At 57.7% G+C, this 26980-nt stretch carries 14 protein-coding genes and 3 pseudogenes; 10 read left to right on the top strand and 7 right to left on the bottom strand.

From position 1 onward, the window contains the following. Window positions 1-59: 59 nt before the first annotated feature. Window positions 60-467 (top strand): GxxExxY protein, encoded by a 408-nt coding sequence (locus ABIQ96_RS05135; protein ID WP_348213482.1) that lies wholly within the window; start codon window positions 60-62, stop codon window positions 465-467. A gap of 517 nt (window positions 468-984) precedes the next feature. Here ABIQ96_RS05135 and ABIQ96_RS05130 read toward each other — a convergent pair. Then, window positions 985-1374, bottom strand: coding sequence for a hypothetical protein (locus ABIQ96_RS05130; RefSeq protein WP_348213481.1), 390 nt, complete (start codon window positions 1372-1374; stop codon window positions 985-987). 157 nt (window positions 1375-1531) lie between these two features. On the opposite strand from ABIQ96_RS05130, the gene ABIQ96_RS05125 reads away from it, so the two are divergent. Further along, a complete protein-coding gene (locus ABIQ96_RS05125; protein ID WP_348213480.1) occupies window positions 1532-2881 on the top strand; it encodes a transposase in 1350 nt (449 codons plus the stop codon). A gap of 202 nt (window positions 2882-3083) precedes the next feature. Here the strand turns inward: ABIQ96_RS05125 and ABIQ96_RS05120 are convergent, their stop codons facing one another. Together ABIQ96_RS05120 and ABIQ96_RS05115 are read right to left on the bottom strand one after the other, a co-directional pair. Beyond that, window positions 3084-3563: a hypothetical protein gene (locus ABIQ96_RS05120; RefSeq protein WP_348213479.1), complete on the bottom strand. Its 480-nt coding sequence runs from the start codon at window positions 3561-3563 to the stop codon at window positions 3084-3086. 168 nt (window positions 3564-3731) lie between these two features. Beyond that, window positions 3732-8576, bottom strand: a complete 4845-nt coding sequence (locus ABIQ96_RS05115) for an autotransporter-associated beta strand repeat-containing protein (RefSeq protein WP_348213478.1) — start codon at window positions 8574-8576, stop codon at window positions 3732-3734. 710 nt (window positions 8577-9286) lie between these two features. Between ABIQ96_RS05115 and ABIQ96_RS05110 the strand changes: the two genes are divergently transcribed. Then, the gene (locus ABIQ96_RS05110) at window positions 9287-9718 is read left to right on the top strand and encodes a GFA family protein (RefSeq protein WP_348213477.1); all 432 of its coding nucleotides are present in this window, start codon (window positions 9287-9289) and stop codon (window positions 9716-9718) included. Window positions 9719-9753: 35 nt separating this feature from the next. Here ABIQ96_RS05110 and ABIQ96_RS05105 read toward each other — a convergent pair whose 3' ends face one another. After that, window positions 9754-9912, bottom strand: coding sequence for a hypothetical protein (locus tag ABIQ96_RS05105; RefSeq protein ID WP_348213476.1), 159 nt, complete (start codon window positions 9910-9912; stop codon window positions 9754-9756). A gap of 537 nt (window positions 9913-10449) precedes the next feature. Next, window positions 10450-10959 (bottom strand): pyridoxamine 5'-phosphate oxidase family protein, encoded by a 510-nt coding sequence (locus ABIQ96_RS05100; protein ID WP_348213475.1) that lies wholly within the window; start codon window positions 10957-10959, stop codon window positions 10450-10452. Between the two features lie 567 nt (window positions 10960-11526). Between ABIQ96_RS05100 and ABIQ96_RS05095 the strand changes: the two genes are divergently transcribed. Next, a complete protein-coding gene (locus ABIQ96_RS05095) occupies window positions 11527-14259 on the top strand; it encodes an autotransporter-associated beta strand repeat-containing protein (protein ID WP_348213474.1) in 2733 nt (910 codons plus the stop codon). Between the two features lie 1159 nt (window positions 14260-15418). Here ABIQ96_RS05095 and ABIQ96_RS05090 read toward each other — a convergent pair. Continuing rightward, a complete protein-coding gene (locus ABIQ96_RS05090; RefSeq protein WP_348213473.1) occupies window positions 15419-16057 on the bottom strand; it encodes a hypothetical protein in 639 nt (212 codons plus the stop codon). A gap of 1870 nt (window positions 16058-17927) precedes the next feature. Here ABIQ96_RS05090 and ABIQ96_RS05085 point away from each other — a divergent pair. The 6 genes and pseudogenes from ABIQ96_RS05085 to ABIQ96_RS05060 all read left to right on the top strand — a co-directional run. Then, window positions 17928-18779 (top strand): annotated as a pseudogene (locus ABIQ96_RS05085) (type I restriction endonuclease); the annotation flags it as partial. Between the two features lie 64 nt (window positions 18780-18843). Then, window positions 18844-22533 (top strand): HEAT repeat domain-containing protein, encoded by a 3690-nt coding sequence (locus ABIQ96_RS05080; protein WP_348213472.1) that lies wholly within the window; start codon window positions 18844-18846, stop codon window positions 22531-22533. Window positions 22534-22550: 17 nt separating this feature from the next. Then, window positions 22551-23339 (top strand): annotated as a pseudogene (locus ABIQ96_RS05075) (N-6 DNA methylase); the annotation flags it as partial. A 13-nt stretch (window positions 23340-23352) separates the two neighbouring features. Continuing rightward, window positions 23353-24555, top strand: coding sequence for a hypothetical protein (locus ABIQ96_RS05070; protein WP_348213471.1), 1203 nt, complete (start codon window positions 23353-23355; stop codon window positions 24553-24555). Window positions 24556-24609: 54 nt separating this feature from the next. Next, a pseudogene (locus ABIQ96_RS05065) lies at window positions 24610-24726 on the top strand (restriction endonuclease); the annotation flags it as partial. A 228-nt stretch (window positions 24727-24954) separates the two neighbouring features. Continuing rightward, window positions 24955-25089 (top strand): type I restriction enzyme endonuclease domain-containing protein, encoded by a 135-nt coding sequence (locus ABIQ96_RS05060; protein WP_348213470.1) that lies wholly within the window; start codon window positions 24955-24957, stop codon window positions 25087-25089. Between the two features lie 407 nt (window positions 25090-25496). Here the strand turns inward: ABIQ96_RS05060 and ABIQ96_RS05055 are convergent, their stop codons facing one another. Then, window positions 25497-26654, bottom strand: a complete 1158-nt coding sequence (locus tag ABIQ96_RS05055; protein ID WP_348213469.1) for a fatty acid desaturase — start codon at window positions 26652-26654, stop codon at window positions 25497-25499. Window positions 26655-26980: the final 326 nt, after the last annotated feature.

Here is a 26980-nt window from a genome sequence, read left to right as displayed (position 1 = left end):
TTGAATCTTCAAACGTCCTCGCCGGCATTCAATCAGAATTTTAACCACAGATGACACAGATGCACACAGATGAAGACGACTATAATCCCGATCCTCACGTCCCATCTCCAAACGCGGATCTCACCCAGGTCGTGATTGGGGCGGCGATGAAAGTGCTGAATACGCTGCGCCCCGGTCTGGATGAGAAGCTCTACGAACGGGCGCTGGTGATAGAGCTGACCAAACAGGGCATCCACTGCGAGCAGCAGAAACAGCACGAAGTCCTCTACGACGGACAACTCATCGGCACTCTAATCCCGGATTTGACCGTCGAAGACTGCCTCATCGTTGATCCCAAGGTGGTCACCAGTTTCAACGACAGCCATATCGCCCAGATGCTGGGATACTTGAACATCACAGGACTCAAAACCGCCTTGCTCCTCAATTTCAAATACGCGCAGCTCGGCATCAAACGCGTTTCGAAATGATCACCCACATCCAAATCTTAATCCATCCGTGTTCTCTGTGAAATCTGTGGTTCAATCTGAAGAGAAGATCCATTTTAACCACAATCGAAGCGTAGCGGAGATGGACGGACTGGAAAATCAACTCTCCGTCAAATGACACGGATAAGCACAGATCAAGAAATCAAAAAACCGGACGTGCGTGGTGGAGATGGTCGATTGCAGTTTATCCACTGCTCGTCCTGCCAGGCTGGCCTCCCGTTGAAATCGGAGGGGGAATCAAAAACCATTTGGCGGTAAAGATGGGGAAGCTCGAGTGCTTATCTATCGTTTCGGGGGGGACGTTATTTTTTCAAAGTTGCGGACACGTAAATTCCGGTAGATGTGTTGGAAGCACCGCTCACTGTCCGGCGGTCACTTGAGATCGTAGTAGCCATCTGATCCAAACATCGATGAAACTTCGTTGGCTGAACGCATCAACGGGCGGCTCGGGAGGCGGAGTTTCCTCGCTGGCGGTGCGGCTTCGAAACCGGCTGTCTCTCTATTTGCGTCCGCTCTCGCGCATCTCGACTTCCGATCTAACAGGTAATGAACCGGTGGTTGGTGAGGGGGAGGCCGAGGCGGATCCAAAACCAAGGAGTCCGAGCATGGGGGCCAGAAACATGATGATTGGCGCGGCGGTGATGGAAAATAGCAACAGCGCCACGCCGCCGCCCGGGCGGCCCTTGGAAATGGCGACGATGGCGAGAATCAAACCCGCAAGGAGCAGTGGCGGACCGACGAGTAGGTTCAGCACCCTAACTACGGGAACGAGGGCGATGAGACAACCGCCGCCGACGAGGCACCAGCCCCAAACCAGACAAGTGCGCGCGTTTTCCACGGATGAATCGGGATAGGCGTTGCCCGAAGGCGGCGGGGGTGGCGGAGGCATGGGTGTTGTTAGCGGGGTGACCAATTGGCAGATGCTTGGAGGGGCGCTTTGAACATCGAACGCCCAACATCGAAGTGAAGAGGGGGAAGCGACGCTCATAGCAGGCTGTCGGACTTTACCCCCGGATCGGCGCGCCTTCTGCTGTTAGTCGGAAACCATGGCAAAACGACTGGTCAACGTGGACCGAGACACCCCGCTGCTGCTGCCTCCATCGATTCAGGAATGGGTGCCGCAGGACGACATGTCCCGCTTCATCGTCGATGCGGTCGGATTGTTGGAAGAACGCTGTTTTGGCTACAACTGGCGGGGCAGTGGCAGCGAGCAGTATCCGCCTCGCATGATGCTTGCCCTGCTGATCTACTGCTACGCCAACCGCCTCTTCAGCTCGCGGCGCATCGAGCGCGCCACCTGGCGCGATATCGCCGTGCGTTACATCACCGCCGACACCCACCCCGACCACGACACCATCGCGAAGTTCCGGCGCGAGAATGGCACGTTGATCAAGACCTGCTTTTTGGAAGTTCTCGCACTGGCCCGTGAGATGAACGTCGCCAAGGTCGGTGACGTCGCCACCGACGGCAGCAAACTCGAAGCCAACGCCGCCAAGCGGCGGGTCAAAACCAAACAGGAACTCCAGACCGAACTCCACGCGGTCGAAGCCCGGGTCGAGTCCCTGCTCCAACAAGCCGAGCAAACCGACCGATCCGAGGATTACACGGTCGACGGAAACCGTCTTCCCGCCGCCCTTGGCGATGCCGTCGCGCGCCGCGACAAGCTGCAGGCGGCCCTCGCCCTGCTAGACTCCAACCGCCTCCGCGATTCCCAAAAACGCGACAAGCAACGCGCCGGATTCGATCCGGACGGCCCGGGCGATCCGCCGCGCGTGATCGAAGCCGCCAGCGGCCCGGACGACCGCCTCAACCTAACCGACCCAGATGCCAAGCTCCTGCCCGGCAAGAAAGGCGGCTACCTTCCAGCCTACAACACCCAGATCGCCGTGCAGGCCGACAGCGCCGCGCCATTGATCCTCGCCAGTGATGTCAGCGATGAAAGCAGCGACCGCCGCCAACTCGCTCCCATGGTCGAGGAGTTGATGAAAAACCATCCGCAAACCAAGCGGGTGCTCGTCGATACCGGTTATGACAACACCGCGCAGATCTATCAGGTGGAAAGGGTTCACGGCGTCATCGTATATTGTCCGCCAGAGAAGTGCGGACGCGTGGCCAAACCGAAAGCGCGCGAGACCCGGGCAAGGCGGCGCACCAAACAGTTTCGCGAAGGCATGAAAGCCTGCCTGCGTGGCGAGTTCGGACGCAGCAGCCAGACCTTGAGGGCGACCACCGTTGAACCCGTTTTTTCATGGATCAAGCACACTCTTGGATTCCGCCGCTTCCACCTCAGGGGCATGGAGAAAGTGCGCTTGGAATGGGACCTCGTGTGCCTCGTTCACAACCTGTCATTGCTGCACCGCGTCAAGCAAGGCCGCGAGAGAGCCTTACCCGCCTGAACGAGCCTCCATCAGAGCTCGCCATACCACCGACAGGCCCCGCTTCGTGCAACAGGTGACCCGATAGAGCCTAGTGCGCACCGTCGCGTCCAGCCCAATCGACTCCAGCAGTTTAGAAGCGATACAGCCCCAGTCCTAGAAACGGACCAGGGCAAATCTCAGTCCGACAGCCTGCACAGAGCGACGCTACTAAGGGTGGCGTTTACGACGCGGCACCGGCGGGTGGCTCGGCGGGCGGAGTTTCCTCGCTGGCCGGGCTTTCCTCGGGTGGCGGAGTTTTTTCCTTGGCCGGTGCTGGCTTGGGGCGGTTGCGGAAGAGGGAGCGGATGCTGCTGGCGATCTGGTCGCGGGTGGTTCCGCGGGAGGGTTTGCTTTCCGGACCGGCCTCCACGACAGCCTCGGGCTCGGCGGGGTGGAAGAGGACGAATTGATATGGTGGGATGGAGAAATAGTCCGGGAGATCCACCCGCCGCGCCACGCTGTGGTCCAGTTCCGCAATGAACAGCCGGCCATCCTGGAAGCGGCCGAGAATGCCGGAAAACGGGGGAATGCCGGTAAGAGGCAGGGTGATTTCCGACTTGGGCGAGGCCCCGATGACGGCGTGGGTGCCAGGCGGCAGGTCGAACTCGATCAGCAGATCGGGGTCTTCGGACTGGAGATGGATCCTGTTTTCAAGGGACATACGGCGGGAAGATAGCGCCTGCGGGTGGCGATGCAAGCATCGGAGAGGAACATTGAACATCGGACGCCCCACATCGAACATTGAAGTGAAGATGGGAGGACGCGGGAGGACGCGTTTTTCCGGGCGGGGCGCCTTTACGGTGGGCGCTTGTGGACCGCCGTGAAATCTCTAGTTCTCCGCTCCCCGCACGCGGAAGAACTTGCGGCCTTGTCCGATCGGGATGGCGGCTTGCTTGAGGGTGTAGTTCGCCGGCACTCTCGCCTGGCTGGGAAGCGTCGGAACGATGGGGCTGGCGGGCCACGGCGTTTCAGTCAGCAATACGCTTTCCTGAAGCTGATAGGTTCCACCGGATTTCAGTTCCTTCCACGTCATGATCCACTCGGAGGGCGAGCGGGTGAACTCGACCAAGGCGGGATTGGCCGATTGCGGGAGCGTTCCGAAAAGGTATTCCTGAAGGTTGGTGAATCCATCGCCGTCGGCATCGTCCTGGCGACCTTGCTTTCCGGGCGGCAGGGTGCTGGCCCAGGAATCGAACGCGGTGGGATAAGCGTCGGACAGCACCACCAGACTTCCGGTGCCGGTCAGGCGCGGCGTTTGGATGCCGGGCGTGGCGCTGCCCACGGCAACGTAGGTGCCGCGGAGCACCTGGCTGCCATCGAGGAAAAGACGGCTGATGGTATCCGGCTGGCCATGCGGAAGATTCAGCGTCGCCCCCGTGGCGATGCTGACGCCCGAGTTGTTGTCGAGGGAAGGGGAGTTGAGCACCAACGTTCCGTCGAGAACCTGGGTATCGCCGGTAAAACTAACGGACCCGGCGAGGGTGAGCGTCCCGAGGCCCGACTTGACGATTCCTCCACCGCCTCCCAGCGGCTGCGGAATCGTTAGGGAAAATCCGGCGCTGTTCACCCGCAGTCCGCCGACCTGGATCGTCGCGATATCGAGATCGGAGATGAAGGGCGACGCGTTCGCAGTGGCGATGATCTGGGTGCCGTTGAAATAGACATTCGCCGTGGCAGCGCCGCCATCGATGAGGGCGGTTTTCAAGGTTCCGCCGTTCAGGTTGACGGTGCCGACGGTGGTATCAGCCAGCCCGACGAGCAACTGGGGCGTTCGGATTTCCCCGCTGCCGGAGAGTGTCAGCGAGGCCGGTCCGGCGCCCAACTCGCCGACATAGATGTTTCCCGCCTGCACGTCGATCAACCCGCCGGACACGCTCACAGCGCCCGTCGCCGAGGCTCCGATGGTGAGGTTTCCCGCCCCGGTCTTGGTGACGGTGCCGCCGGTCATGTTCAAGGTCCCGGTTCCTCCGAACCGCCCGATGGCGATCCAGTCATTCACCGCGACGGTGCCTCCGCTCAAGGTATAAATGTCGTTCGTCGCGCCGACATCCTGGCCGATCCATAATTGGCCGTTGACGGTCACTGCCCCCGCGGTTTGTGTTAGGGAGCCGACCGCATTGTTGCCGATGACGAAATTGCCGGTGCCGTTCTTGGTGAAGGATCCGCCATTGACGGTCAGGGTCCCATTTCCTCCCTGGCTGCCGATGGTGACTGCATTGTTATTGGTCACGTTGCCGCCGCTCATGGAGAAGGATCCGGTGCTCCCGGCGGCCTGTCCCACGCGGATTTCTCCTCCGACGTTCACGTTTCCTGAATCCAGCCGGAAGCTGCCGATGGCTCCATCCCCGACGGAAAGGAGGTCGGTCACCGCCAGCGTTCCGGAAGTGTTCATCCGGAAAGCACCCGCGCTTCCCGCATCGGTCCCGATGGCAAGACGGGTTCCCGCGGTGGCCGAACCCGAGCCCGTGCCGTATCCCGTTAGAGCGCCGCCCGAGATCGCCGTGTTGGCGAGATTGTAAGTGCCGTTGCCACCCGCGCGACCGACCAGAATTCCGTTGGCGGCGCTGCTGGCGGCGGAACCGGCGCGATGATCGACACGCGCGGTCGCGCCGCTGCCGATGATGATGTCGCCGGGCGTCGCCGTTAGGCTTGCTGTGATGACGGGGAAATTAGTTAGCGAATTGACCACCGCATTGTCCGATCCCGCGACGCTGGGATTGACGGGGACGCGACCGAGACTCCAGTTCGTGGTGTTGTTCCAGTTAGAGTCGGCCGCACCGGTCCAAAGGTTGATGGCGGGACCCGCCTCGTAGAACTGGACCTCCGCCACGTTGCAGTGGGAGTTCGCTGCGCCGAGATAGCGCACATAGCGGAAAGCCGTCGGCTGATCGACCGCCAGCGTGGTGTAGATGCCTGTCGGCGGCGTGATGGTGACGGTCGCCAGAGTGACGGGGCTTCCGCTGAAGTCGGCGGTGTTGGAGCCTTGGAACACTCCGCCGGGCATTCTTCCGGTGTAGTTCGTGCGCGGGTAAAAGCGGATGGCGGCGATGGTCCTCGCCGTCGTTAGATCCAGCCCCGCCCAGTCGCCGGTGGCATTGAGCGCGTCGAAGGCGGTGGCGGTATTTCCGTCGAAGACCTTGTCCCGGGTGTCGGGGCCGTTGTTCCACGCGCCGGTGGAGCCGATCACCGTCCCCGTCAGCGGGTAGCCGGTATTGGGAAATGGCGGGAAAGCCGCATTCGCCGTCGCGCGGGTCGAGGTGCCGAAGTCACGGCCCACCGCTTCCACCTCGATGGCGATCATCGCCTGATTGTCCAGCCGGCGGGTGCCGGGCACCTGGAAGACGTTGTTAGGAGTGGCGCCGAGCCAGACCAGCGAATTGTTAGCCGCACGCGAATAGATGTTGTAATAATAGACGGGAGTCGCTGAATGATTCCATTTCAAACGCAGACTCAGGGTATCCGCATCGATGCTGTCCTGTTGCGTGACGGTCAGGCTCGATGGTGCGGAAGGCGTGACGATCGCGCCGTTGTAGATCGCCATTTGTCCCACCCGCATGGTGTAGCCGGAAATCGTCCCGGCGCTGGTGAACTGAAGCGAGATCTGCGCGATCTTGCGCCCGACGTAGGCACCCAGAGCGAATGTCTTCGTGTTCCAACTCGAAGTGGCGGCCGTGCCAACGTCCAGGTATTCAAAAACGGTAGGGCTGTCCTCGAACGCCAGGCCGATTTTCATGGCCGACGCGCCGGTCGTGCCGCGGTTGAAGACCAGCCGCAGATTCGTGTCGGCGGCCACCGTCAGGCTGCTTTGGAAAAGCCTGATGTCGTCAGTGCCATCGAGCGTGCCGGATATCAGCAAACTCGTGCCGCCGTAGTAGGCTGCGCCTCGGTCCAGGGACGGGACCAGCTTGTTAGCTCCCGTTCCCTGCACCAGCCACCGCCACGTCGGCAGGACGTCCTGGGTGCTCAGGTTGCTCCATTCCGAGGTCGAGCGGACTTGGCCGTTGATCGCATAGAGATGGCCGTGTCCGAGGTTGAAATTGGTGACGAACGGCAGCGTGGTTAGAGGCGAGCTGGCGGGGACGTAGTGCGCCATCCCTTTCCACGTGTCCGCGGTGGTGGTGTTGGATGGGTCGCCGTTAGGGCCCGACCAGAAGCGGTTTTCATTGGCATGGAAATCGGTGGGATTGCCCGCGTTCTTGAAATTTCGGTCCAGGCCGTAGAAGCCGACCGACAGCTTGTGGGCGCTGCCTTCGGGAAACAGCGTGGTCCAGTCGAAGGGTTGGTTGAAGGAGTTCATATCGAACTCCACCCCGGCATAAAGCGCGTAGGGATTCACCCCCAGCGTCTGGGCGGTGGTGCGGCTGTTCGTCATGCCCGTGGAGCTCCAGCCGAAGTCGATGAACATGCTGTTGGAGATGGCGTTCGCCCCATCCTTCATGAAACTGTCATTCTGCGAATTGAACTGATCCTGCCAGCCGACCGATCCGGATTCGTTCATCGCATCATACCACATCACCTTCAGGTTGGGGGCCTGGCTGTGCAGATAGGCGATGAAGGCTTTCATCGCGGTCGCTGTGGCGGCACTTCCCCCTGTTGTTTCCTGATTGATGAACCAGCCGTCGAATCCATAGTAATTCGCCACTTCGATCAGCTTGTCCGCCACCGGATAGGTAGCTCCTGTTTGCTTGAGGAAATCATTCACCCACTGGAAGCGACCGCCGAATCCCGTGGGAGGAAAGAAGACGTTGCCATAGACCGGCACGCCGTTGCGGTGTCCCGCATCGATTACCGGTGCGCTCGGCGCGAGGATCAGCCCCTCCGACGCCGACCCGCCGAAATAAACGCAGTCCTCGGTGTATTGCCAATACGACATCGCGTTCGAATGTTCCACCGCAGTGGCCTGTGAGACGGTGCCGGAAGTGGAGAAGCCCGTTAGCGTCGCAATTTTCGCCTCTCCGGGTCGCGCGTGGGCGTTGATATTGAACGCCGCGTTGAGCGCGGTGGCTGTGTTTCCCGGAGCGAATCGCGTTGCCAGCGGGACATTGGAACGGTTGAAGTCGGCGTTCGGATCCGAGGCCGGAGTCCAGTTCAGCAAATACTCCGGATGCCAGAAGGAACTGTAGGGCGCGACCGTCTTGGGCAAGGAAAAGATCGTCTGATAGGTCGTCCGCGCGGTGGTCGCCGAATAACTGTTGATCAGATCCAGCAGCACCCATTGGACATTGTCGGCACTTCCTTCGAAACGCCAGTTAGAAGGATCCCGCTCCTGCGCGTCGTTCGCGGTGGCGAAGTTATAGCCATCGATGGTGACGGGCGCGGGAAAGGCGAACGTCACGGTGCGCTTGTTGAAATCCAGCCATTTGGTGGCCGTGCTGGAGTCTAGCAGGTTGGCCGGCCCCTCGCCCACCGGATTGTTGCCGCCGGTATTGGTGACCGTCACCCCGGCCGTGCTGATCGGCGAGCCGTAGCGGATGAATTGGAACTCGGAAATCTGTAAACTGGTCGCCGCCGACGGGTTGTCCCTCTGCTTGGTCGGGACGAACCGGAAATAGCGATAGGTCTTCGCCTCCGCCGCGGCATGGCCGATCGATAGGAAGACGAAGATTCCGCCCGCAAGGAGCCCGAGGCAACGGCGGAAAATGAGGAGGCCGCCAATAGCGACAAAGGGATTCATGCAATACGACGGGCTGGGTTTTTGAAGCGGGCCGGGCTTTGCCCGAACTGGCTCCGCAGGAAGAGTGATCTACCGAACCGGGATCTGACGAGCCCGCTTTGGTTCCGGTGGAGGAATTTCCGGGGTGGGTCTGCGGGCGCTTGGGTCAGCCCTCCAATTTCCAGAGGAGTTCCTCCGCGTCAAAGGATTCCGTACCGCCCGTATGGGGGGCGGAAACCAAAGCAGAATTTTTAACCACGGATGAATGGCACGTAGTTAAGCGCGCTTTGCTGCGATCCCGGCCCCAAGGAGTGGCGGACTCCGATCCGCCAGAGCCCATGCGGAGTCAATGGATCGAGAGAATCGCTTTTCATGATCCTCTCATGGGCAGGCGATTCGGAGATCGCCATCCTTGTTTCTGCTGCCATTCGTGCCGGAATACAGAGGCGACATACTCCTGCCCCATCAACCAGATCGGCCTTAATTACGTGCCATTCAACCACGGATTTCACGGATGATCACAGAGTAAGACTTCGCGATGAAGTTTTTCGTCAATTTTGATCACCATAACAGCAATTCGGCGGGATCTGAATTCGGCCGTCCCTCTGATCCGTGTTCATCTGCGTCCATTGCGGTTGAAAAACTCCAAATGGAAATACCCTGTCTTCGCCACAAAATCATCTCGTCATTTCCAGCCGACCTTACGAAAAAGGGGTCGAACCAAACACACCATGAACCTGCCAATTACCGGAGGCTGCCACTGCGGAGCGGTGCGATATGAAAGCCATGAGCGCCCGATCCTGATGCTCAAGTGTCATTGCCGTGACTGTCAGCGCATCACCGGCGGGCCTTATGTGCCTGCGGTCATCTTTCCCTATCAGGCGTTCCGCGTGACACGCGGGGAGATCCGGCGGCATGCGACCGACAGCGAAAACGGAGGACACAACTTGAGAGGTTTTTGTGCCGCGTGCGGCTCCCGGTTGACCGGTGCGGAAGATCCCGAGCGGGGGATGATTGGAGTGGTTGCGTCCAGCCTGGATGATCCGGGCATTTTCCAGTCCCAGTTCGACATGTATGTGGAGGACGCCCAGCCTTGGGATGTGTTGGACTCCACCAGCCCCAAGTACCCAGGGCGACTTCCGAACAGGAATTCGATCAAATGAAAGCACCTCAAGCGCGTCGGCCATCGGCCACGCGCTTAATGGTCAGCTTTTTTATGAACTCCGGTTTTCGGATCACTGTCAGGTGGCGGGACGGACACATCCTGATCCGGCGGGAAGCCGTCGTTAGGTGCTTCCGGGATCGTGGGTTTAGCGGGCGGACGGGTATCCGGAGTGATGGTGGGCTTGTCAGACATGGCATTGGATGGTGAGGGTTTAGAGCGGGTTTGTAATCCGTAGGGAAACGGATTCATGGAGCCAGCGAAACGCGGAGACGCAGAGACAGGAGAGAGGGCCGCAGAGCTTGGAAAACCACTTGGAGGCTGTCTTAAAATTGCCAGAAGCAGGTTTAAATTTCATCCAGGATAGATGTGGATCATGGGTCATGGTTTTTGGAGGGCTTGGCTTTCATCTGAAAAACCTCTGCGGCTCCGCGGCTCTGCGCGAGAACAGGAATTCATCATTTTTCAGACAGGCACTTAGATCGATTGCCAGAAGTTGTTGTCGAAACTCGCTCAGGGATGTGCCACCGAAAGGCTGTCCGGAGTTCACGGTTTACCGTGCTCTTCATGAAGACAAGCTAAAGCTTGGACTCCGGACGGCAGAAAGAAGACCAGCACCGACAACGAGTTTCGGTAATTCATTTTGGCATACGCTCCAACTTTGTCTCCGCGATTCTCTCCGCGACCTCATCAACTCGGCGTTTCGTTTCGGAAATGATATTTGCAACCATTCTAGACCGTGAGCTTGCCCTCCACGCCACCCTCGTCGGCTCCGCTGCCGGTGATGGCGGAGGTCAGGACCTTGGCGAAGGTGGTGAGCATGCCATTTTCCGTATCCCAGAAATGGGACATCACCGGACGGACACGGATCAGCGTGAGGTTGGGATCGTCAGGGCCTCCCGGAAACCACGCTTCGACCAATTTGCTCCATAGCTCTTCCGCCTTGGTAGGATCGATGAAAATGGCGGCCTCGCCGAACACCGTGAGGTATTCGATTTTGGAAGGATTGCTGAAAATCAAATGCACGCGGGCGTCGGCGGCGATGTGGCGGTTGTGAACGCTGTCGGCTCCGCTGAAGAGCCAGAGGCAGCCCTGGTGATCCACTTGCTGCACCTCCATCGGACAAAGATGGAACGGGATGACATGCAGCCCGCTGCCGAACATGCAGGTGGGGGTGTTTTCGGTAAGGCTGCGGAGTTTATCAATGGCTTCCTTGCCGGTGAGGTTTTGAGTGGTGCTCATGATAGGAGAGGGTTTCCGACGAAGCGCCGGTTGTGGGTTCCATAAGTGTTTCGCAAATCCCATGCCATAGTTTCGCGTGTTTGAAATCCCCGGAAAACAAGGGCTGCAAACGGAGATCAAATCCGCAAGTTGCGATTTGCATTGGGATGAAACCGCACCGACGCTGAATCGAGGTGAGACAGTTCGAAGAACGATAAATAACGCTCGGCTGGCGCAAAATGCAAATCAATCGGGCATTTTGCGGGGGCGCTGTTGTTGAGCGCGCCATCGATCGCTGATCGTTCAAAATAAGATATATCCTCGCGAAATGGTGCCGGATTGCATGTGCAATAAATTGGAAATTATTTTCCCTTGCATCGATGGGAAAGCACGCGTCGATTGCCTTTAACGGAATCGCATTGACGGATTTCTATCTCATCTTGGAAAGGCAAGCCGATCCAAAACGGGCTGTTGCGATGTATATCATTCTTCACCCCGGATGCGGATGGGAAGACCCGTCACTGTTGATTTTCTATCAGCGACGAACCCAGCCCGCCGATTTCAAACCCAAAGACCCATATCACTCCGATGAAACCCAAGTATTGTATTTTCACGCTCCTCAATCATACAGCGATCACCCTCTGCTTTTCGACGTCCGCGTTCGCGGCAGATGTCGTCTGGAATGGTTCTATCAGTAACGACTGGACAGATGGTGCAAACTGGACACCCGCCCACACGCCGGACCGGAACAACAGCGAAGATGCTGTGGTCAATATTTTGACAAACTATCCGGTGCTGACCGCATCCCCCGGCTTCGGTGCGACCACGCCGCGGGATATTTTCATCGGCCGCGGCGCTGGGACCAGCGGGCGGGTGGATCAAAATGCGGGTTCGGTGGCGAATGCCGGTGGGAACTGGATCTTCGTCGGAGTCGAAGGCGGAACGGGTAGATTGGACATCACCGGCACCGGCTCTTTCAATGACTCCGGCCGGATGTGGGTCGGTGGTTCGCAAAATGGTGGCGGTGGCAACGGCATCCTGAACATCAACACCTCCGGCACCGTCGATACCAACGATCTTTCCGCAGGCTCCAGCGGTGGCACCGGAGTGATCACCCTCACCGCCGGAACGTTGAACACCAACGGCTGGAACTTCATCGGCAAGCGGGAAGCTGCGGTCGGTGGCAATGGCACGCTCAACATTACCGGTGGCATCCTGACTAACAACGGCGAACGCACGGTCATCGGCCAAGGCGATTCCACCGGCGCTCTCAATATCAGCGGCGGCGTTTATAACAATCTCAAGGTCGGAGACCAAACGTTCTTCGTGGTCGGATCTGATAATTTGGCCAATGCCAATACCCCATCGGTGACCCTAACCGGCTCCGGCACCATCAACGCGACACGGACCCTTTCGGTGGGCGGCATCGAAGCCCAGGGCGGGGACGTAAGCTTCACCGGCAGCGGCAAGGGAACCATGACCATCAATGGCGCGACCGCGCTGCTCAACATGACCGGTGAGCTTTGGGCGGGGCAGGGAGCCGGCAGTAACGGCGTCATTACCCTGCAGGCCGGAGCGATTCAGGTGAATAACTGGGTCGCCATCGGCCGCAATGGCGGGACGGGTGCCTTGAACATGTCCGGCGGCACCATCACCAAGACCGGAGCGGGGAACTTCATCATCGCCGCCACCGGACCGGGCACTATGACGCAGAGCGCCGGAGTGGTGAATGTGCTCAATGGAGTCACTTGGATTGGTGAAAACAACAACGCTGTTGGATCGCTTGCCATTTCCAACACGGCTGAGTTCAACACCCAGTCCCTCGTCCTCGCGGTCAATCCGGGGACTTCGGGTACCATCACTACCACCGGTGGCACCATGACCGTCGGTGGCAACAACGAAATTCAGATTGGGGCGCGGGGAGCCGGCGTTTGGACTCAAAGTGCCGGCACCGTCAATGCCAGCGGATGGACTGTCGTCGGCCGCTACAATGAAGTGGGCGCGAGCGGGATCCTCAACGTTTCCGGCGGCACCTTCAATCAGGTCCAGCTCGATCGAAACATGATCGTCGGCGAGGAAACGATGGGAACCCTCAATGTCTCTCTAACCGGTGCCGTAAACGCATCCGCCGTCAATGGCATCAGCGTTGGCAACGGCGCCACCGGCAACGGCACCATCAATCTGGATGGCGGCACCATCACCGCGAAAAGCGTCCACGAAGGCACCGGCGGCAGCAGCGCCTTCAACTTCAACGGCGGCAAGCTCGTCGCCGGAGCCGGAGCCAGTTCCGCCTTCATGTATGGCCTCGACAGCGTCGTGATCAAAAGCGGCGGCGCGTTCATCGACAGCGGTGCCAATGACATTGGCATCAACTCGACCGTTTCGGATGACGCCACCAACGGCACCTTGACGAAAACCGGATCCGGCGCGCTCTACATGAATGCGTTTAACAGCTACGCCGGAACGACCCAGGTCAATGCCGGGACCTTGGGAGGCGTCGGCAATCTCGCCGGAGCCGTCTCGGTCGGTGGCTCCGGGAAGTTGAGCCCCGGTGCTCCTTCCGGCGTGTTGACCATCGGTTCCGCCAGCTTCGCGGCTGGAGGTACTCTTGCGATTGATATCGTCGATACCGCACCCGTCGCGGACCGCTTGGACGTCAGTGGAACCCTGAACATTGCCAATGCCAAGTTGACCCTGTCCAAGGCTCCGAGTTCGCAGCGCTATGTCATCGCCAGCTACGGCGCGCTGACTCCGGCGGCCGGTCCGTTCGCGACGGTTCCCACCCTGCCTGCGGGTTACACCATCAACTACGCTTACCAAGGCTCGTTGATCGCCATCGAGCGGCCGCTGACGGCTTTTGACAATTACATCAACGGTATCTTTCCGGGTTTTGAGGACAATCCGGGCATCGTCGGTGAAAATGCCGATCCTGATAGCGACGGTAGTTCCAACATCCTGGAATACGCCTTGGGTGGCAATCCCGACAGCGGCAGCGACGGAGCCAAGGTCTATCAGATCATCGCCGACAGCAGCGACGCCGGCACCCAGCCGGAATTGCTCCTCACCATCGCGGTGCTCACTGGCACTCCCGCCTTCACGCCGGTTTCAGGCTCACCGACCGCCACCTTCGGCGGTGTGACCTACACCATCCAGGGCAGCGTCGATCTAGCAAACTTCGCGAGCCCCTGCACCGTGGTGACGCCGGTGGCACCTGCCAGCAACCCGACGCCACCGGCGGGCTATACCTACCGGACCTTCAGTCTCAACGGCTCCAACGGAACTCCCGGCAAAGGCTTCATGCGCGTGACCGTCTCCAGGTGATCGGCAACCGCATCGGCGGCTTTCTCTTCCCTTCAAAAATCCAAAATCACCAACCCACAATCATCAATCGACCTCTCTCCTCAGCGTTGCCGGGCATTGGAGAAAGAGGAATGAACCACAGATTTCACGGAGGGCACAGATGAATTAAGATCTGGATTCGGGTTCTCTTCATCTGTGTCCATCTGTGTCCATCTGTGTCATCCGTGGTTCTATTTTCTCCTTTGATGGAAAGAGGAAGAGCGACCTCATCGACGGCTTTCTCTTCCCTTCAAAAATCCAAAATCACCAATCCACAATCATCAATCGACCTCTCTCCTCACCGTTGCCGGGCATTGGAGAAAGAGGAATGAACCACAGATGAACGCTGATGGACATTGATTTGAAGAGGCTTCTGATCTCTTCAAAACATCTCGATTGATGATTGGAACTTCGCGATTGATGATTTCTTCCACGACCTTTGATTGTTGATGGAAAGAGGAACCACGGATGAACGCAGATGAACACGGATTTGAAGAGAGTTAGGAAAGACGCGGCACCCACTCTTTGGGTGAACTGCTCAGATCTTATATTTGATTCATTATCTGTGTCCATCCGTGTCATTTGACGGAGAGTTTTGATTTTCCAGTCCGTCCATCTCCGCTACGCTTCGATTGTGGTTAAAATGGATTTTCTCTTCAGATTGAACCACCGATTTCACAGAGGGCACGGATGGATTAAGAGGCTGTCTGAAAATGGCAATCCAGGCGCGGTGAATGATATTCCTGCCACTTTTTTCCGAGTGAACAGCGGATAAGGGGCATGGACGTCTCGTCCATGCGTGGGGACGAGACGTCCCCACCCCCTATTTTAAGACAGCCTCTGAGATCTGGATTCTGCTTCTCTTCATCAGTGTCTATCTGTGTCATCTGTGTCATTTGACGGAGAGTTTTGATTTTCCAGTCCGTCCATCTCCGCTACGCTTCGATTGTGGTTAAAATGGATTTTCTCTTCGGATTGAACCGCAGATGAACACGGATTTGAAGAGGCGTCAGATCTCAAAACATCTCGATTGATGATTGGTACTTCGTGATTGATGATTTCTTCCACGTCGACACCACCACCAAATCGCGGCAGAGGCCCGCCGGGCTCCTGCCGCGAATGGTCACGGGTCATCCTCCTATCAGGCGGCGCGTTGCACGAGCAGGTCGCTCCAGTCGGAATACGTCGTGCTTCCGCCGACGGTGCGGCCCTGATAGGCATACAGCTTGCCTGGGATCAGGCCGGTCACGGCGATGTTGCGCGAGCTGGTGCTGAAGGGCAGGATGCGGAACTCGCCGGGCGCGCCATCCTCGCCGATCTCCGCGACGCGGATCTCGCAGCCGCGGGCGATTCGCTCCGTGCTCACGGTCACCAGCGCCTCGCCGGTCATGCCGGTGACGATGCGCAGGATCGTGGGTTTGGATAGAGGGTAGGGCGCGCGGTTCAGGCTCATCGCCTGGAAGCCGCTGGACAGAAGCACCGCCATGTCATTGTTGCTCGCTTCCTGCACGAAGCTTGCCAGTTTTTTCAGGATCACCAGCAAGGCGGCGCGCTGCTTGTCCTTCTCCGCGGTGGCCGCCACGCCGCCGCTCGGTTGGTCCGCCTTTGACTTGCTGAAGATGGCGATGGCTGCTTGGAACTCCGCTGCCGTTACCGGAATGTCAGTGAATCCCGCGATATACAACATCAGGAGGATCTTGTTGGCGAAGGTGATCAGGGTGTTGTCCGGAAAACTGCCGAAGGACAGCAGGACGCGGAGGATGGGTGAGGCTGGTTTCATAAGGGTGTATTTCTATTTTTTGTGGGACTTCATTCATTGCCGGTTACTCGTTCCGTCATCGGGAATCTCGACCGTTGATAATCAGTTAGCATAAAACTTTAACAGACCGCTAGATATTTTTTCAAGGGGCGGACGGAAGTTTTTTTCGGAATCCGGTGACCAGTTTGGCAGGTGCCGGAGTTGTTCGGATCGATGGTCTAGCAGGGAGAGACTGTTATAAATCAAGCGATTGTCGATTTTTTTGACCCGATTTTGGGCGTGGTTTTCCGACGATGAAACCGGCTGTTATTGTCAACAAATTTCTTCATGTCTATCTGTTATGGCCGCTTTTGGGACTTCCTGGAGGGTGATTTATTTTTAATTTTATTCACTTTGAGTCCGGATTTTTTGATTTTCCCTGTCAGAACGCCACCGGATTTCACCCTCCGACCGGTATTCCTAACCGTCAATGCGGCCGATTCCGGACGGATTTTGAGAGGCTGTTGGAGAAATGGAAATGGAGCGCGTCCATTCTGAACGCGATTTGGGAGCGCGTTCATTTTGAACGCTGTTTGCCGTGGACATCCTGTCCAACGGCACGGACAAGGTCCGCCCGACAGGATGGGCTGCATGGCATTCCACTTGAACCCCACTGAAAATTCCATCGTTCTGGCTTTGCGTTCCTCTGCGGCCTCAGCGGCTTTACGGTTCACTCTTTTGGAGTGCTGGCGCCCATCTGAAACACCTCTGCGTCTCTGCGTCCCTGGGCGAGAACGGGAATTCATCATTTTCTGACAGCTTCTGAGAACCCGTCTTAAAACTGCCGGAAACCGGTTCAAATTCCATCAGGAATCGATGTCTCGCGCAGAGCCGCGGAGGCGCGGAGTGGGGGAGATCATTGCCATTTTCCATGTGCTGGCTCTCATCTGAAACACCTCTGCGCCTCTGCGTCCCTGCGCGAGAACAGGAATTCATCCTCTTCAACACAGCTTCTGAGAACCCGTCTTAAAACTGCCGGAAACCGGTTCGAATTCCATCAGGAATAGATGTCTCGCGCGGAGGCGCAGAGTGGGGAGATCATTGCCATTTTCCATGTGGTGGCTCCCATCTGAAAAACCTCCGCGCCTCTGCGTCCCTGCGCGAGAACAGGAATTCATCCTCTTCGAAACTGTCTCTTTGGACCGCTCCACGGGATGTTAGACGGTTTCGGGACATTTCGGGACATTTCGGGACGAGTCCGGAACAGATGTCGCTGCCCCCGAAACAGAGGGAAGCCTCTCCGACGGTATGGTTGCTGACTCGGAAACAGAGGGCAGCCTCTCCGACGGTATTGTTGCTGACCCGGAAACAGAGGGCAGCCGCTCCGACGGTATTGTCGCTGACCCCGAAACAGAGGGAAGCCGCTCCGACGGTATGGTCGCTGGCTCCGAAACAGAGGGCAGCCGCTCCGATGGTATTGTCGCTGACCCCAAAACAGAGAGAAGCCGCTCCGACGGTATTGTTGCTGGCTGCGAAACAGATCGGAGTCTTTCCGAAACAAGGGTCGCTGGCTCCGAAACATTTGGAAACGCCACCCAAGGGCTTGTGGCGGCCAGTCGATGACCGTCCGTCCCTGGAAAAGTAAGCCTTCGCTCGCTCCCTCCGAATTCTCCTCGCTGCGACTGATCACTCCTCTTCCACTCCTGCTTCACTTCCCCGAAATTTATCCTTCCCGCCAAGCCTCTGGTTGTTAGCTTGTCGATGCAAAATGCCCTCGTCCGAATCTCAAATCTTCCCTTGCAAACCTTTGGCTGTGACGGCGGTTTGCGGCCGCACCCGGAAGCATCCGAATCAATTTGATTCATCCTCCGGACGTCCTGCGATGATGAAATCGATTTTCTAAATGACGCCGATGACGCCAAAGAAGACCTCCTATCACGAATCGACTGATCCCCTCAGCTCCGTCGTCCGGGAAGACACGATCGAATACGGTTTTATCGGCACGCTCCAAAAGCTCAAATACGAGTATCGCCCGGACATCCGCGACCGCGCCAGCCTCGAAGCCAATTTTCGCGAAAAGTTCGAAGCTCTGAACCGCGTCCACCTCACCGATTCCGAGTTCTCCCGGCTCATGGAGGAAATCATCACCCCGGACGTGTTTACCGCCGCCCGCACGCTCCGGGCGATGAATGCCTTTACCCGCGACGACGGCACGCCGCTGAACTACACCCTCGTCAACATCCGAGACTGGTGCAAAAACACCTTCGAGGTGATCAACCAGCTCCGCGTCAACACGGACAACAGCCACCACCGCTACGATGTCCTCATCCTCATCAACGGCGTGCCCTGTGTGCAGATCGAGCTGAAAACCCTCGGCATCAATCCGCGCCGGGCCATGGAGCAGATCGTCGATTACAACAATGATCCCGGCAACGGTTACTCCAAGACCCTGCTCTGCTTCCTCCAGCTCTTCATCGTCAGCAATCGCGACAGCACCTATTACTTCGCCAACAACAACGCCCGCCACTTCGCCTTCAATGCCGAGGAGCGCTTCCTGCCCATCTACCAGTTCGCCAGCGAGGATAACAAGAAGATCACCCACCTCGACGACTTCGCCGGGACCTTCCTGATCAAATGCACTCTCGGCCAGACCATCAGCCGCTACATGGTGCTCATCGCCAGCGAGCAAAAGCTCCTCATGATGCGCCCCTATCAGGTGTATGCGGTCAAAAACATCGTTCATTGCATCCATCAAGACTGCGGTAAGATCTACATCCACGGCCTGCCTCAAACGGCATTGCCGGCTTAAAGTTAAAACTAGAACCAGCATGACCATCATCGGTGAAATCCTTCTACCCAACCTTCTTGCTTACCTGATCAATATCGCTTCGGGTGAACGCTCGGCAGCGATGGCCGCGACAAGAGACGCTAAGCTCAAGGGGATAGTGGAAAATGACGATGCTCTGCGAAAAGCCCTTATTTCAACTCATTCGATTCGAGACGAGGTTCGCGGAGCCTGCGCCGAACTTGCCCGCAACCGCGACAACCTCGGCGTTCCAGCTCACGAAGAGCCGCTTTGGCAACTCCTCAGCGACGACGTTTTCCAAGCTGACCTCATTGAATGGTTGATGGCAGGAGCAATTGACGAAGGATACGCCGTCAAGGGGCGCCTTCTGCAGACGATGGAGACCGCCTTGGCTAGTGGCGGTGCCAGCTCTGGGCAGATTAGGCACTTCGCAACAGGTTATTTCGAGTCGGTGGACAAGGCGATATTCGCGCATCCGGTCCTCGCCCACTGGCGGCAGCAACTGAGTCTCGACTACCTCCGCGGGCAAGTAACGGTTTTGCGGAAACTCGCTGAAGAAGCGGCGGGAGTTTACCCCCCAGCCAGACAGAAAGTGGCCCTCGACCGCTATTGCGAAAAAGCACTCGCTTCATGGGACATAATCGACCTCAGCAATCTGCCTGAGGGGGACGTCCAAATTACCACGCAACAACTCCTTTTGCGCCAGCTCTACATGCCTCTGCGCATTGAGGTCGAGCCGTCCCAGCGTGGTGAAGACGCCGATGCCGCGCTGGCCAGATTGGAACAAGGACGCGAAGACCGCCGCCACCGCGAAGCGGGCCATTTCGTCCCGGATGAACTAACTCTGTCCGACCTCGTATCCGGCGAAAAGTCCCGCTCGCCAATCGGCGAACGCCTTGGAGTGTCGCGCCGGTTGGTCGTGCTCGGCGACCCAGGTGGCGGCAAGACAACTATGCTCCGTTGGATGGCGACCGCGTATCTGCTACGACACAATGACGACGCTGCATTCAGTATGGTCCCGGATACCGACACGCTGCCGGGTCAGCCTTGGATTCCAGTATTTATCCGCTGCCGAGAACTAGGTGAGGTAGACCTCTGCCGTTGCTTTACTGACTTCCTGACTCAGCATCTCAACAAGACGGAACTGCTTCCTGATGAGGCCAGCATCATGCGGGCTGTCATTCTCGACCGCATCGCCAAGGGGGAAGCGCTGCTCCTGGTGGATGGTTTGGACGAAATCACCAATCCTCAGGTGCGTATGCAGTTTTGTCAGGAGTTAGAACGAACCGCCGCTCGCTACCCAAATGCGCCCATCGTGGTCACCTCCCGCATCGTGGGCTACCGCGACATGCCTTATCGTATGGGCTCTGGATTCGAACACTGCGTTATCGCCGAACTGAACCGCCAGGACAAAGACCTATTTGCCAAGCGATGGGTCGAGGTCACCGAGCAACACCAACCGACTCTGGAAAAAACCAAGCGTGTTCAGGAATTGATCGAGGCCCTGCATTCCAGCGACCGCATCGAGCGGCTTACCGGCAATCCCATGCTACTCACGACGCTGGCCTTGGTGAAGCGCAAGGTGGGCAAACTTCCCAATCGCCGAACGAAGCTCTATGCGGAAGCAGTCTCAGTGTTGCTCAACTGGAATCCGAGGCTCTACCTAACCATTGAAGAGGACGAGGCTATTCCTCAACTCGAATACCTTGCCTACGAAATGTGTCGGCGCGGGGTCCAACGAATGACAGACGACGAGGTTCTCGAACTGCTGGACAATCTCCGTGTTGAGTATCCCAAAATTCGCTCCGTTCGCAGCCGTGATCCGCGCGAGTTTCTTAAGCACTTGGAACAACGTTCCAGTATTCTGATACGATCTGGTGGCGCTTGGCAGAAGAACAACCCAACGGAAAAACCGGTATGGGAGTTCCGCCACCTGACTTTCCAGGAATATCTCGCAGCCCGCGCGCTCCTTGACGGGCGCTATCCGGGACGCGGCAAGCCCAAGTCGCTGGCCGAGCAGGTGGCTCCGCTGGCAGGGGCAATGGAGACGGTGAAGAACCGTGCTTCGAGGCGAGATGGCACTGAAGAGCACGATGTTCCTGAATCGTGGCGCGAGGCATTGCGACTACTCGTCTCGGACTGCAAAGACGATGATGTGGACGATGTTCTCCTGGCAATCTTGAATCCGATGGATGGTGAGGACGCAGTAAAGACGGGCCGACCGCGAGCAGTATTGGCGGCACTGTGTCTCGCAGACGAACCTAACGTCAGCGAGGAAAATGCACAGAAGGCTATTTCTGTATTTACTTCTAAAGTTGGAGAAGAAGACGGAACTGGCCGTATTGAGACACCTTTGGCCCGCGCGGCAATGGAGGTAGGTGCCAGTATTTGGTGTTGTCCTCTTCGGCAAAGTTTGGTCGACGAGTTTTTCACTCGCTCAGCGAAAGACCGTGAAGGTCCGGGCGCTCTTCTTGGAATGATCGAAGTTGTTAAAGACGGCAGCGAACCGGCTGCGGTCTTGTCTTGGGTCCGAACGATGGCCGTGTCTTTAAAAGGTGCAGATTCCAAGAAGGCGACCATCGCTGCGCTAGGCCTTACGCTTGCCGCCTTTCGTCGAGTAGATCTGCCAGCCGCGAAAGTCATTCCCGGTTTGTTAGGGCTGTTGGGGCGTGAGCAGCCGGTGGCCCACGCAGCATCTTGGGCACTGCAGTGGTTGAGCGGCGGTAAAGGTAAGAGAAACGCGCATGGAAAGCCTTTATGGAATCCTACAGATAAAGAATTTTCCCTCCTCGCGCACGCGCTCGTCAACACGCCAGAAGACTCGGCTCAAACTAAGATCTGCCTGATAAACACCTTGGCGAAACGCAAGAATGTGGCAGGTTACGCTGCGATAATAAAGAGATTGGATGATCCGGATGCGGGCGTCCGACAAGCTACTGCTAGAGCGCTGGTGCCGTCGGGCGGCAAGCAGGCCGTTGCGCCGCTGGTGGCAATGTTGGACGACCAAGATGCGGCTATCCGCAAAGCCGTCATCGTAGCGCTGGGGCAGTTGGGCGACAAGAAGGCCGCTGCGCCGCTGGTGGCAAAGCTGGCCGACCAAAACGCCACTATCCGCAAAACCGTGATCGCAGCGCTGGCGCAGTTGGGCGACAAGCAGGCCGTCGCGCCGCTGGTGGCAATGTTGGACGACCAAGATGCGGGTATCCGCAAAGCCGTGATCGCAGCGCTGGCGCAGTTGGGCGACAAGCAGGCCGTTGCGCCGCTGGTGGCAATGCTGGACGCCCAAGATGCGGCTATCCGCAAAGCCGTCATCGTAGCGCTGGGGCAGTTGGGCGACAAGCAGGCCGCTGCACCGCTGGTGGCAAAGCTGGATGACCTAGACGCTTCTATTAGATCCGCCGCAGCAGTGGGCCTCCACACTTTGGGTGAGCCAAAAGGAATTGCGGCCCTAACTCGATTCCTTGCCTCGGACGATTTCGAAATCCGCCAAGCCGCCGTTCGTGCTTATGCGCAACAGAATGGATCCGATGACAAGCTACTTCTCTCCCGCGATTTGGACGGCAGTGATCCTTGGCTCGACCCCAAAGAAACCGTGTCCGAAGTTCAAGCCGATGAAGCAGCAAGCCGACTCGCTATTACTCCTGAGCAAGTGCGTTCACGCTTTGAAGCACTGGCTGGTGAATTGAATCTTAAGCTTGACTGGAAGCCGTAGCACCAAGAGCCCAACAAGGCCAAGAAAAGAACGTCACCACCTACAACCTCGCCCCCATGAACAAGCTGCTGCATGGGGTGAAGGACACCGAGTTCGAGATCTTCCACGGCGACACCCTGCTCAACGATTGGGAAATGTTGAAGGAGCTGAATCCCGCCAAGACGCCATTCAGCTACCGCTGGTACCCCACTGACGCGGTGGGCGACGACGTGCGCTTCAAGAACCACGGCCTCGCCCCCAAGTCCGCCGCCGACTTCGCCTTCCTCCTCCACGGCTTCCATTTCCTGAAAGACGAAGGCGTCATGGCCATCATCCTGCCCCACGGCGTGCTCTTTCGTGGAGGTGCCGAGGAACGCATTCGCACCAAGCTGCTCAAAGACGGCCACATCGACACGGTTATCGGCCTGCCCGCCAATCTCTTCTACTTCACCGGCATCCCGGTCTGCATCCTGGTGCTCAAGAAGTGCAAAAAACCGGACGACGTGCTCTTCATCAACGCCGCCGAGCATTTCGAAAAAGGCAAACGCCAGAACCGGCTAACGGAAGCGAATATCGCCAAGATCATCGACACCTACCAATTCCGGAAGGAAGAGGACCGCTACTCCAAGCGCATCTCGATGGAGCGTATCAAGGAGGAAGGCCACAACTTGAACATCTCCCGCTACATCAGCACCGCGGTGGCGGAGGAGGAGATCGAACTAAAAGCCACACACCAGAAGCTGGTGGAAATCGAGAACGCCATCCGGTCCGCGACGGACAAGCATAACCAGTTCTTGACTGAACTCGGTCTAGCCCCGATACCGTAAACCCACACCAATTATGGAGTGTATCCTGCCAGACTTTTTGACTCGGACCGATGCGCTTGAGCTCATCGAAGCCGCGGCCCGAGGTGCCGATGCAGCTTACGGGGCTCCAGATGCGGCTGAGAGGAGCGTCAATCTCTATTGGTGGCGGAACCCGACTTCTGCCAAGATCACCCGGTCCGTCCTTGCGGACGGAACCACTAGGCATTGTGTCGCATTTAGGGGAACGATCATGACAGAGGCGGGCAACTGGGTATTCGCCAACATGCAGGCATTCAAGACGAAGTTCGAAGGCTACCCCGTAGAAGGCGAGGTGCACATGGGCTTCTACAGGGCTTTTCACTGGTTGTGGTCACCATTGGACCGCGAGCCGAAGATCGATGAGAAACACAAAATTCGTCGTCGGAAGGTGGCGGCGCTAAGGGGTGGGGTCATAATCGTTATCTTAGCCTGCGTCTGGGCGGCGCTAGTATCCCTAAATCATCCTTGGGGTGCGCCCCTCACGAAACGAGATCAAATCTTAGCCTTAAAGTTTCTCGTCGGGTTTGTGCTTTTGCTTTTTGTCGAGTTCGGATGGGCTGAGAAGGGGTTCACGCTGAGAAAGCCACGTCCTCATGGGATCCCCTTGGAGACCACGTTAAGGAACGTAAGCGAGCAGGACGAAGTGGTGTTCACCGGGCATTCCTTGGGAGGGGCCATGGCGGTGCACGCGTTTCTCTTGTTCCGCAAACTTAAGCCAGCGGTGAAAAGTTCCTTGATCACATTCGGGGCACCCCGAGCTGGCGACGAGGAGTGGATAAAGTCAGTCGTCAAATTCACTGGAGGACGGGATCAGCATCACATCGTAAACAACGGAGATCCCGTCCCGCAGGTGCCTGGAACCTTTGCTCAGGCCAGGAGGCTCAAGTCAGGAGCGGGCAGCTTGAAGGCGCTCTTCATTCTGCTCGGTCTCGGGCGTGAGGTTTGGGCGCTGCTATACAATCAAACAGCCCCCGGCGACTGGCCGTCGAAGCTAATCTACCCAGTGGGCACCTATCCGCTTCGCTTTATGAAGCACCCGATGGCGGTATATGGCGACGAACTGCAAGCGAATCTGGACATTACTGTTTCGATGGAGAAGAGGAGCGGGTCACTTCTTGCTGTCGTTGGTTTTGCTACTGCCACGCTGCTTTCCATCGCGCTTGTGCTTGGTCTTCTCTGGGGGCTTGTGTTTCTTTGAGGCGGTTACCGCTGGGAATCCACCGATGCGCTGGCCGACGACGTGCGCTTCAAGATCCTAATCGACGGAGCAAGGCTCGCGGATCTAATGATTGAGAACAACATCGGGGTCTCGATCAAACGCACCATAGAGGTCAAGGCGATCGATACAGACTACTTTGAGGAGAGTTGAATGAAACGTGAGCTTCACCAAATCTGGTCGAACTACGGGGTGACGTTGGAATGGATGAGGTGGCGGATGGGTGGACCTTGGAATGTGGCGGCGTGTCCGTGACCGCCTTCGGTTAGAGGGGAAGAGGAGCCTCCGGCGGAAGAAGGTGAAGTGCGACGGTCATATACACGCCGCTACACGGGATCTGCGGCGAGACGCCACAGCTACTTTTAACAGTTCCGCGACAGCGTGCGGGCGAGGATGCGGATTCTGATCCGGCAGCTTTTGCGGAAATACAAATATCCGCGGGAGGGGCAGGAAGAGGCCATTGTTCTCGTTCTAAAGCAGGCGGAGGAATTGGCGGATGCTTGGACGGGCATTTGATTGAGAGTTGAGAGGTGTAGGCAAGAGAGGATGCGAAGCGGGACGCTCCTGTAATGGGCTGGGGCTGGAAGCCTGCAGCCACTTGAAGGGTTGTTTTTCTCACGGAACCCGTGGTCCCGGCTTTGCGATCCCTCTGCGACCTTTGCGCCTCTGCGGTGAACTCTTGGACGAAGACCTTCGACAGCGCGGAGATCAACGCGATCGTGAAGGACATCGGCCTGCTTAAGGCGTTGTTCAGAGCAAAACGGTCTTGATCGTCCTCAAACACATTCTTTCCGCCGTCACATGATACACCGCGCCTGCCGCTTCATATCGCAATGGTCTTGCCATGGAGAATCCCAATCCCGATCAGATTCCGGGATCAATGCCTGTAGTTCAGGACTGCCCCCGAAGCATATCGAACGCGGTCAAGAAATCACCAACGTCGCCTCGGTCGACTCCGCGTCCTTGAAAGCGAGACCGGGCAATCCCATCTCAGAGGTTGCATTGCCTTCGAAATCGGTCCAGCAGTGCCGCTCGAAATCGTAGAGCTTGCAGACGCGGCACAATTCCAGATGTTGCCAGGGAGACCAGCGGATGACCGCCGCATGTTCTTCGCAACTTTCCTCCAGCAGGCGCTGGCTTTTGGGCAGGTGATAAAGCGGAATCGTCGGGTCGATGTGATGGGCGGCGTGGTCCATGATGTTGTTGAGGAGCCTTTCGATCGGGTATGGAAAAACCACGTGCGTCGAACTTTTGAGCTGCACGTGATAGAAAGACCACTCCTTCGGATCGTCATACCATGCCAGCCGGGGGTGGGTATGCTGAAGGTAGGTGACAAATCCCATGAACTGGACCCACAGCACCCAGGGCAGGATCGTATCGAAGAACGCGTAAGCGAGGGGCGGCAAAAACAGTCCCGTAGTCCTGAGGGCCAGGAGATACATTCCCAGGACTTGCAGGACAAAAAAGCCCAACACCAGCAGCCGATCCCACTGGAATTGCCGTCTCCGTGATAGGAGCAGCCCCTTGGCCGGAAAGAGAATATAGCCCAAGTAAAAACCGATGAGATAGCTGAGGCCGGGGCCCAGCGGCGAGCGGTAGAATTTTTCCAGAAGCTGCCGCCAGCGCGGCAGCCGGTCGTATTCCTCCTTGGTAAGCGGCACGAGATCGGGATGCTTGCCGCGCAAATTGGTGCCGCCGTGGTGGAGCGTGTTGTGGGCAAAAACCCAAGACGTGTAGGGATGCCAGGCGGGCAGCAACACAAGCCGTCCCAAGAGGCGGTTTAACCAGCCGTAGGGCGTAAAGCTGTTGTGGGCCGCATCGTGGCCAATGACGAACAGGGCGCCGATCATCAGGGTCGCCATTGACAAGGAAACCGTGCGCCAGAAGAAGTTCGGCCCCAAAACGGCTCCCACCATGGAAACGATGTAAATCGTGAGCGACACTGAAACGATCACTCCACCGCGCGTCAGGCTTCGCTGCCGTAACTCGCGCGGCAGGTTCGCCCGCCATTCCCGCGCTGCTTCGCCTGCCGGTTTCGCATTCGTGGACCGGACCTGAATAACATCGGCATCATCTCGCATGTGCGCGACTCTACCAAGCTCGTAGGTCGTTCCCAAGTGGAACTTGTGAGCAAGCCGGAAATCGCGTCAACGGGTCGCGGCTATCCATGATGCACTGGCAGAGCGCCCGGAAGTCCTGCCGAACATGGGCGACGACACTTTGAAGAAACCGGCCAACGAACTAACGGAAAAGCTGCGCAACAGCAGGACGGTGGATTGCCTAAGAGGCTGTCTTAAAATTATCTATCAGCCGATTCTGGCGAGCATTCTCTTGCTCATGGACAGGTAGATCATCGATTCCGAATGGCTTGTTTTCACCTCGTAGTCTCGCACCAGCCTGCGTGACT

It is taken from the genome of Luteolibacter sp., assembly GCF_039920825.1.
Lineage (GTDB): Bacteria > Verrucomicrobiota > Verrucomicrobiia > Verrucomicrobiales > Akkermansiaceae > Luteolibacter.
The sequence above is the reverse complement of the archived record's forward strand: the minus strand, read 5'-3'. Positions and strand labels throughout refer to the sequence as shown.

Bases quoted from the DNA above. Each gene is read 5' to 3' on its own strand.
- ABIQ96_RS05135 (WP_348213482.1), top strand. From the start codon at position 60: ATGCACACAGATGAAGACGACTATAATCCCGATCCTCACGTCCCATCT.
- ABIQ96_RS05130 (WP_348213481.1), bottom strand. From the start codon at position 1,374: ATGCCTCCGCCACCCCCGCCGCCTTCGGGCAACGCCTATCCCGATTCA.
- ABIQ96_RS05125 (WP_348213480.1), top strand. From the start codon at position 1,532: ATGGCAAAACGACTGGTCAACGTGGACCGAGACACCCCGCTGCTGCTG.
- ABIQ96_RS05120 (WP_348213479.1), bottom strand. From the start codon at position 3,563: ATGTCCCTTGAAAACAGGATCCATCTCCAGTCCGAAGACCCCGATCTG.
- ABIQ96_RS05115 (WP_348213478.1), bottom strand. From the start codon at position 8,576: ATGAATCCCTTTGTCGCTATTGGCGGCCTCCTCATTTTCCGCCGTTGC.
- ABIQ96_RS05110 (WP_348213477.1), top strand. From the start codon at position 9,287: ATGAACCTGCCAATTACCGGAGGCTGCCACTGCGGAGCGGTGCGATAT.
- ABIQ96_RS05105 (WP_348213476.1), bottom strand. From the start codon at position 9,912: ATGTCTGACAAGCCCACCATCACTCCGGATACCCGTCCGCCCGCTAAA.
- ABIQ96_RS05100 (WP_348213475.1), bottom strand. From the start codon at position 10,959: ATGAGCACCACTCAAAACCTCACCGGCAAGGAAGCCATTGATAAACTC.
- ABIQ96_RS05095 (WP_348213474.1), top strand. From the start codon at position 11,527: ATGAAACCCAAGTATTGTATTTTCACGCTCCTCAATCATACAGCGATC.
- ABIQ96_RS05090 (WP_348213473.1), bottom strand. From the start codon at position 16,057: ATGAAACCAGCCTCACCCATCCTCCGCGTCCTGCTGTCCTTCGGCAGT.
- ABIQ96_RS05080 (WP_348213472.1), top strand. From the start codon at position 18,844: ATGACCATCATCGGTGAAATCCTTCTACCCAACCTTCTTGCTTACCTG.
- ABIQ96_RS05070 (WP_348213471.1), top strand. From the start codon at position 23,353: ATGGAGTGTATCCTGCCAGACTTTTTGACTCGGACCGATGCGCTTGAG.
- ABIQ96_RS05055 (WP_348213469.1), bottom strand. From the start codon at position 26,654: ATGCGAGATGATGCCGATGTTATTCAGGTCCGGTCCACGAATGCGAAA.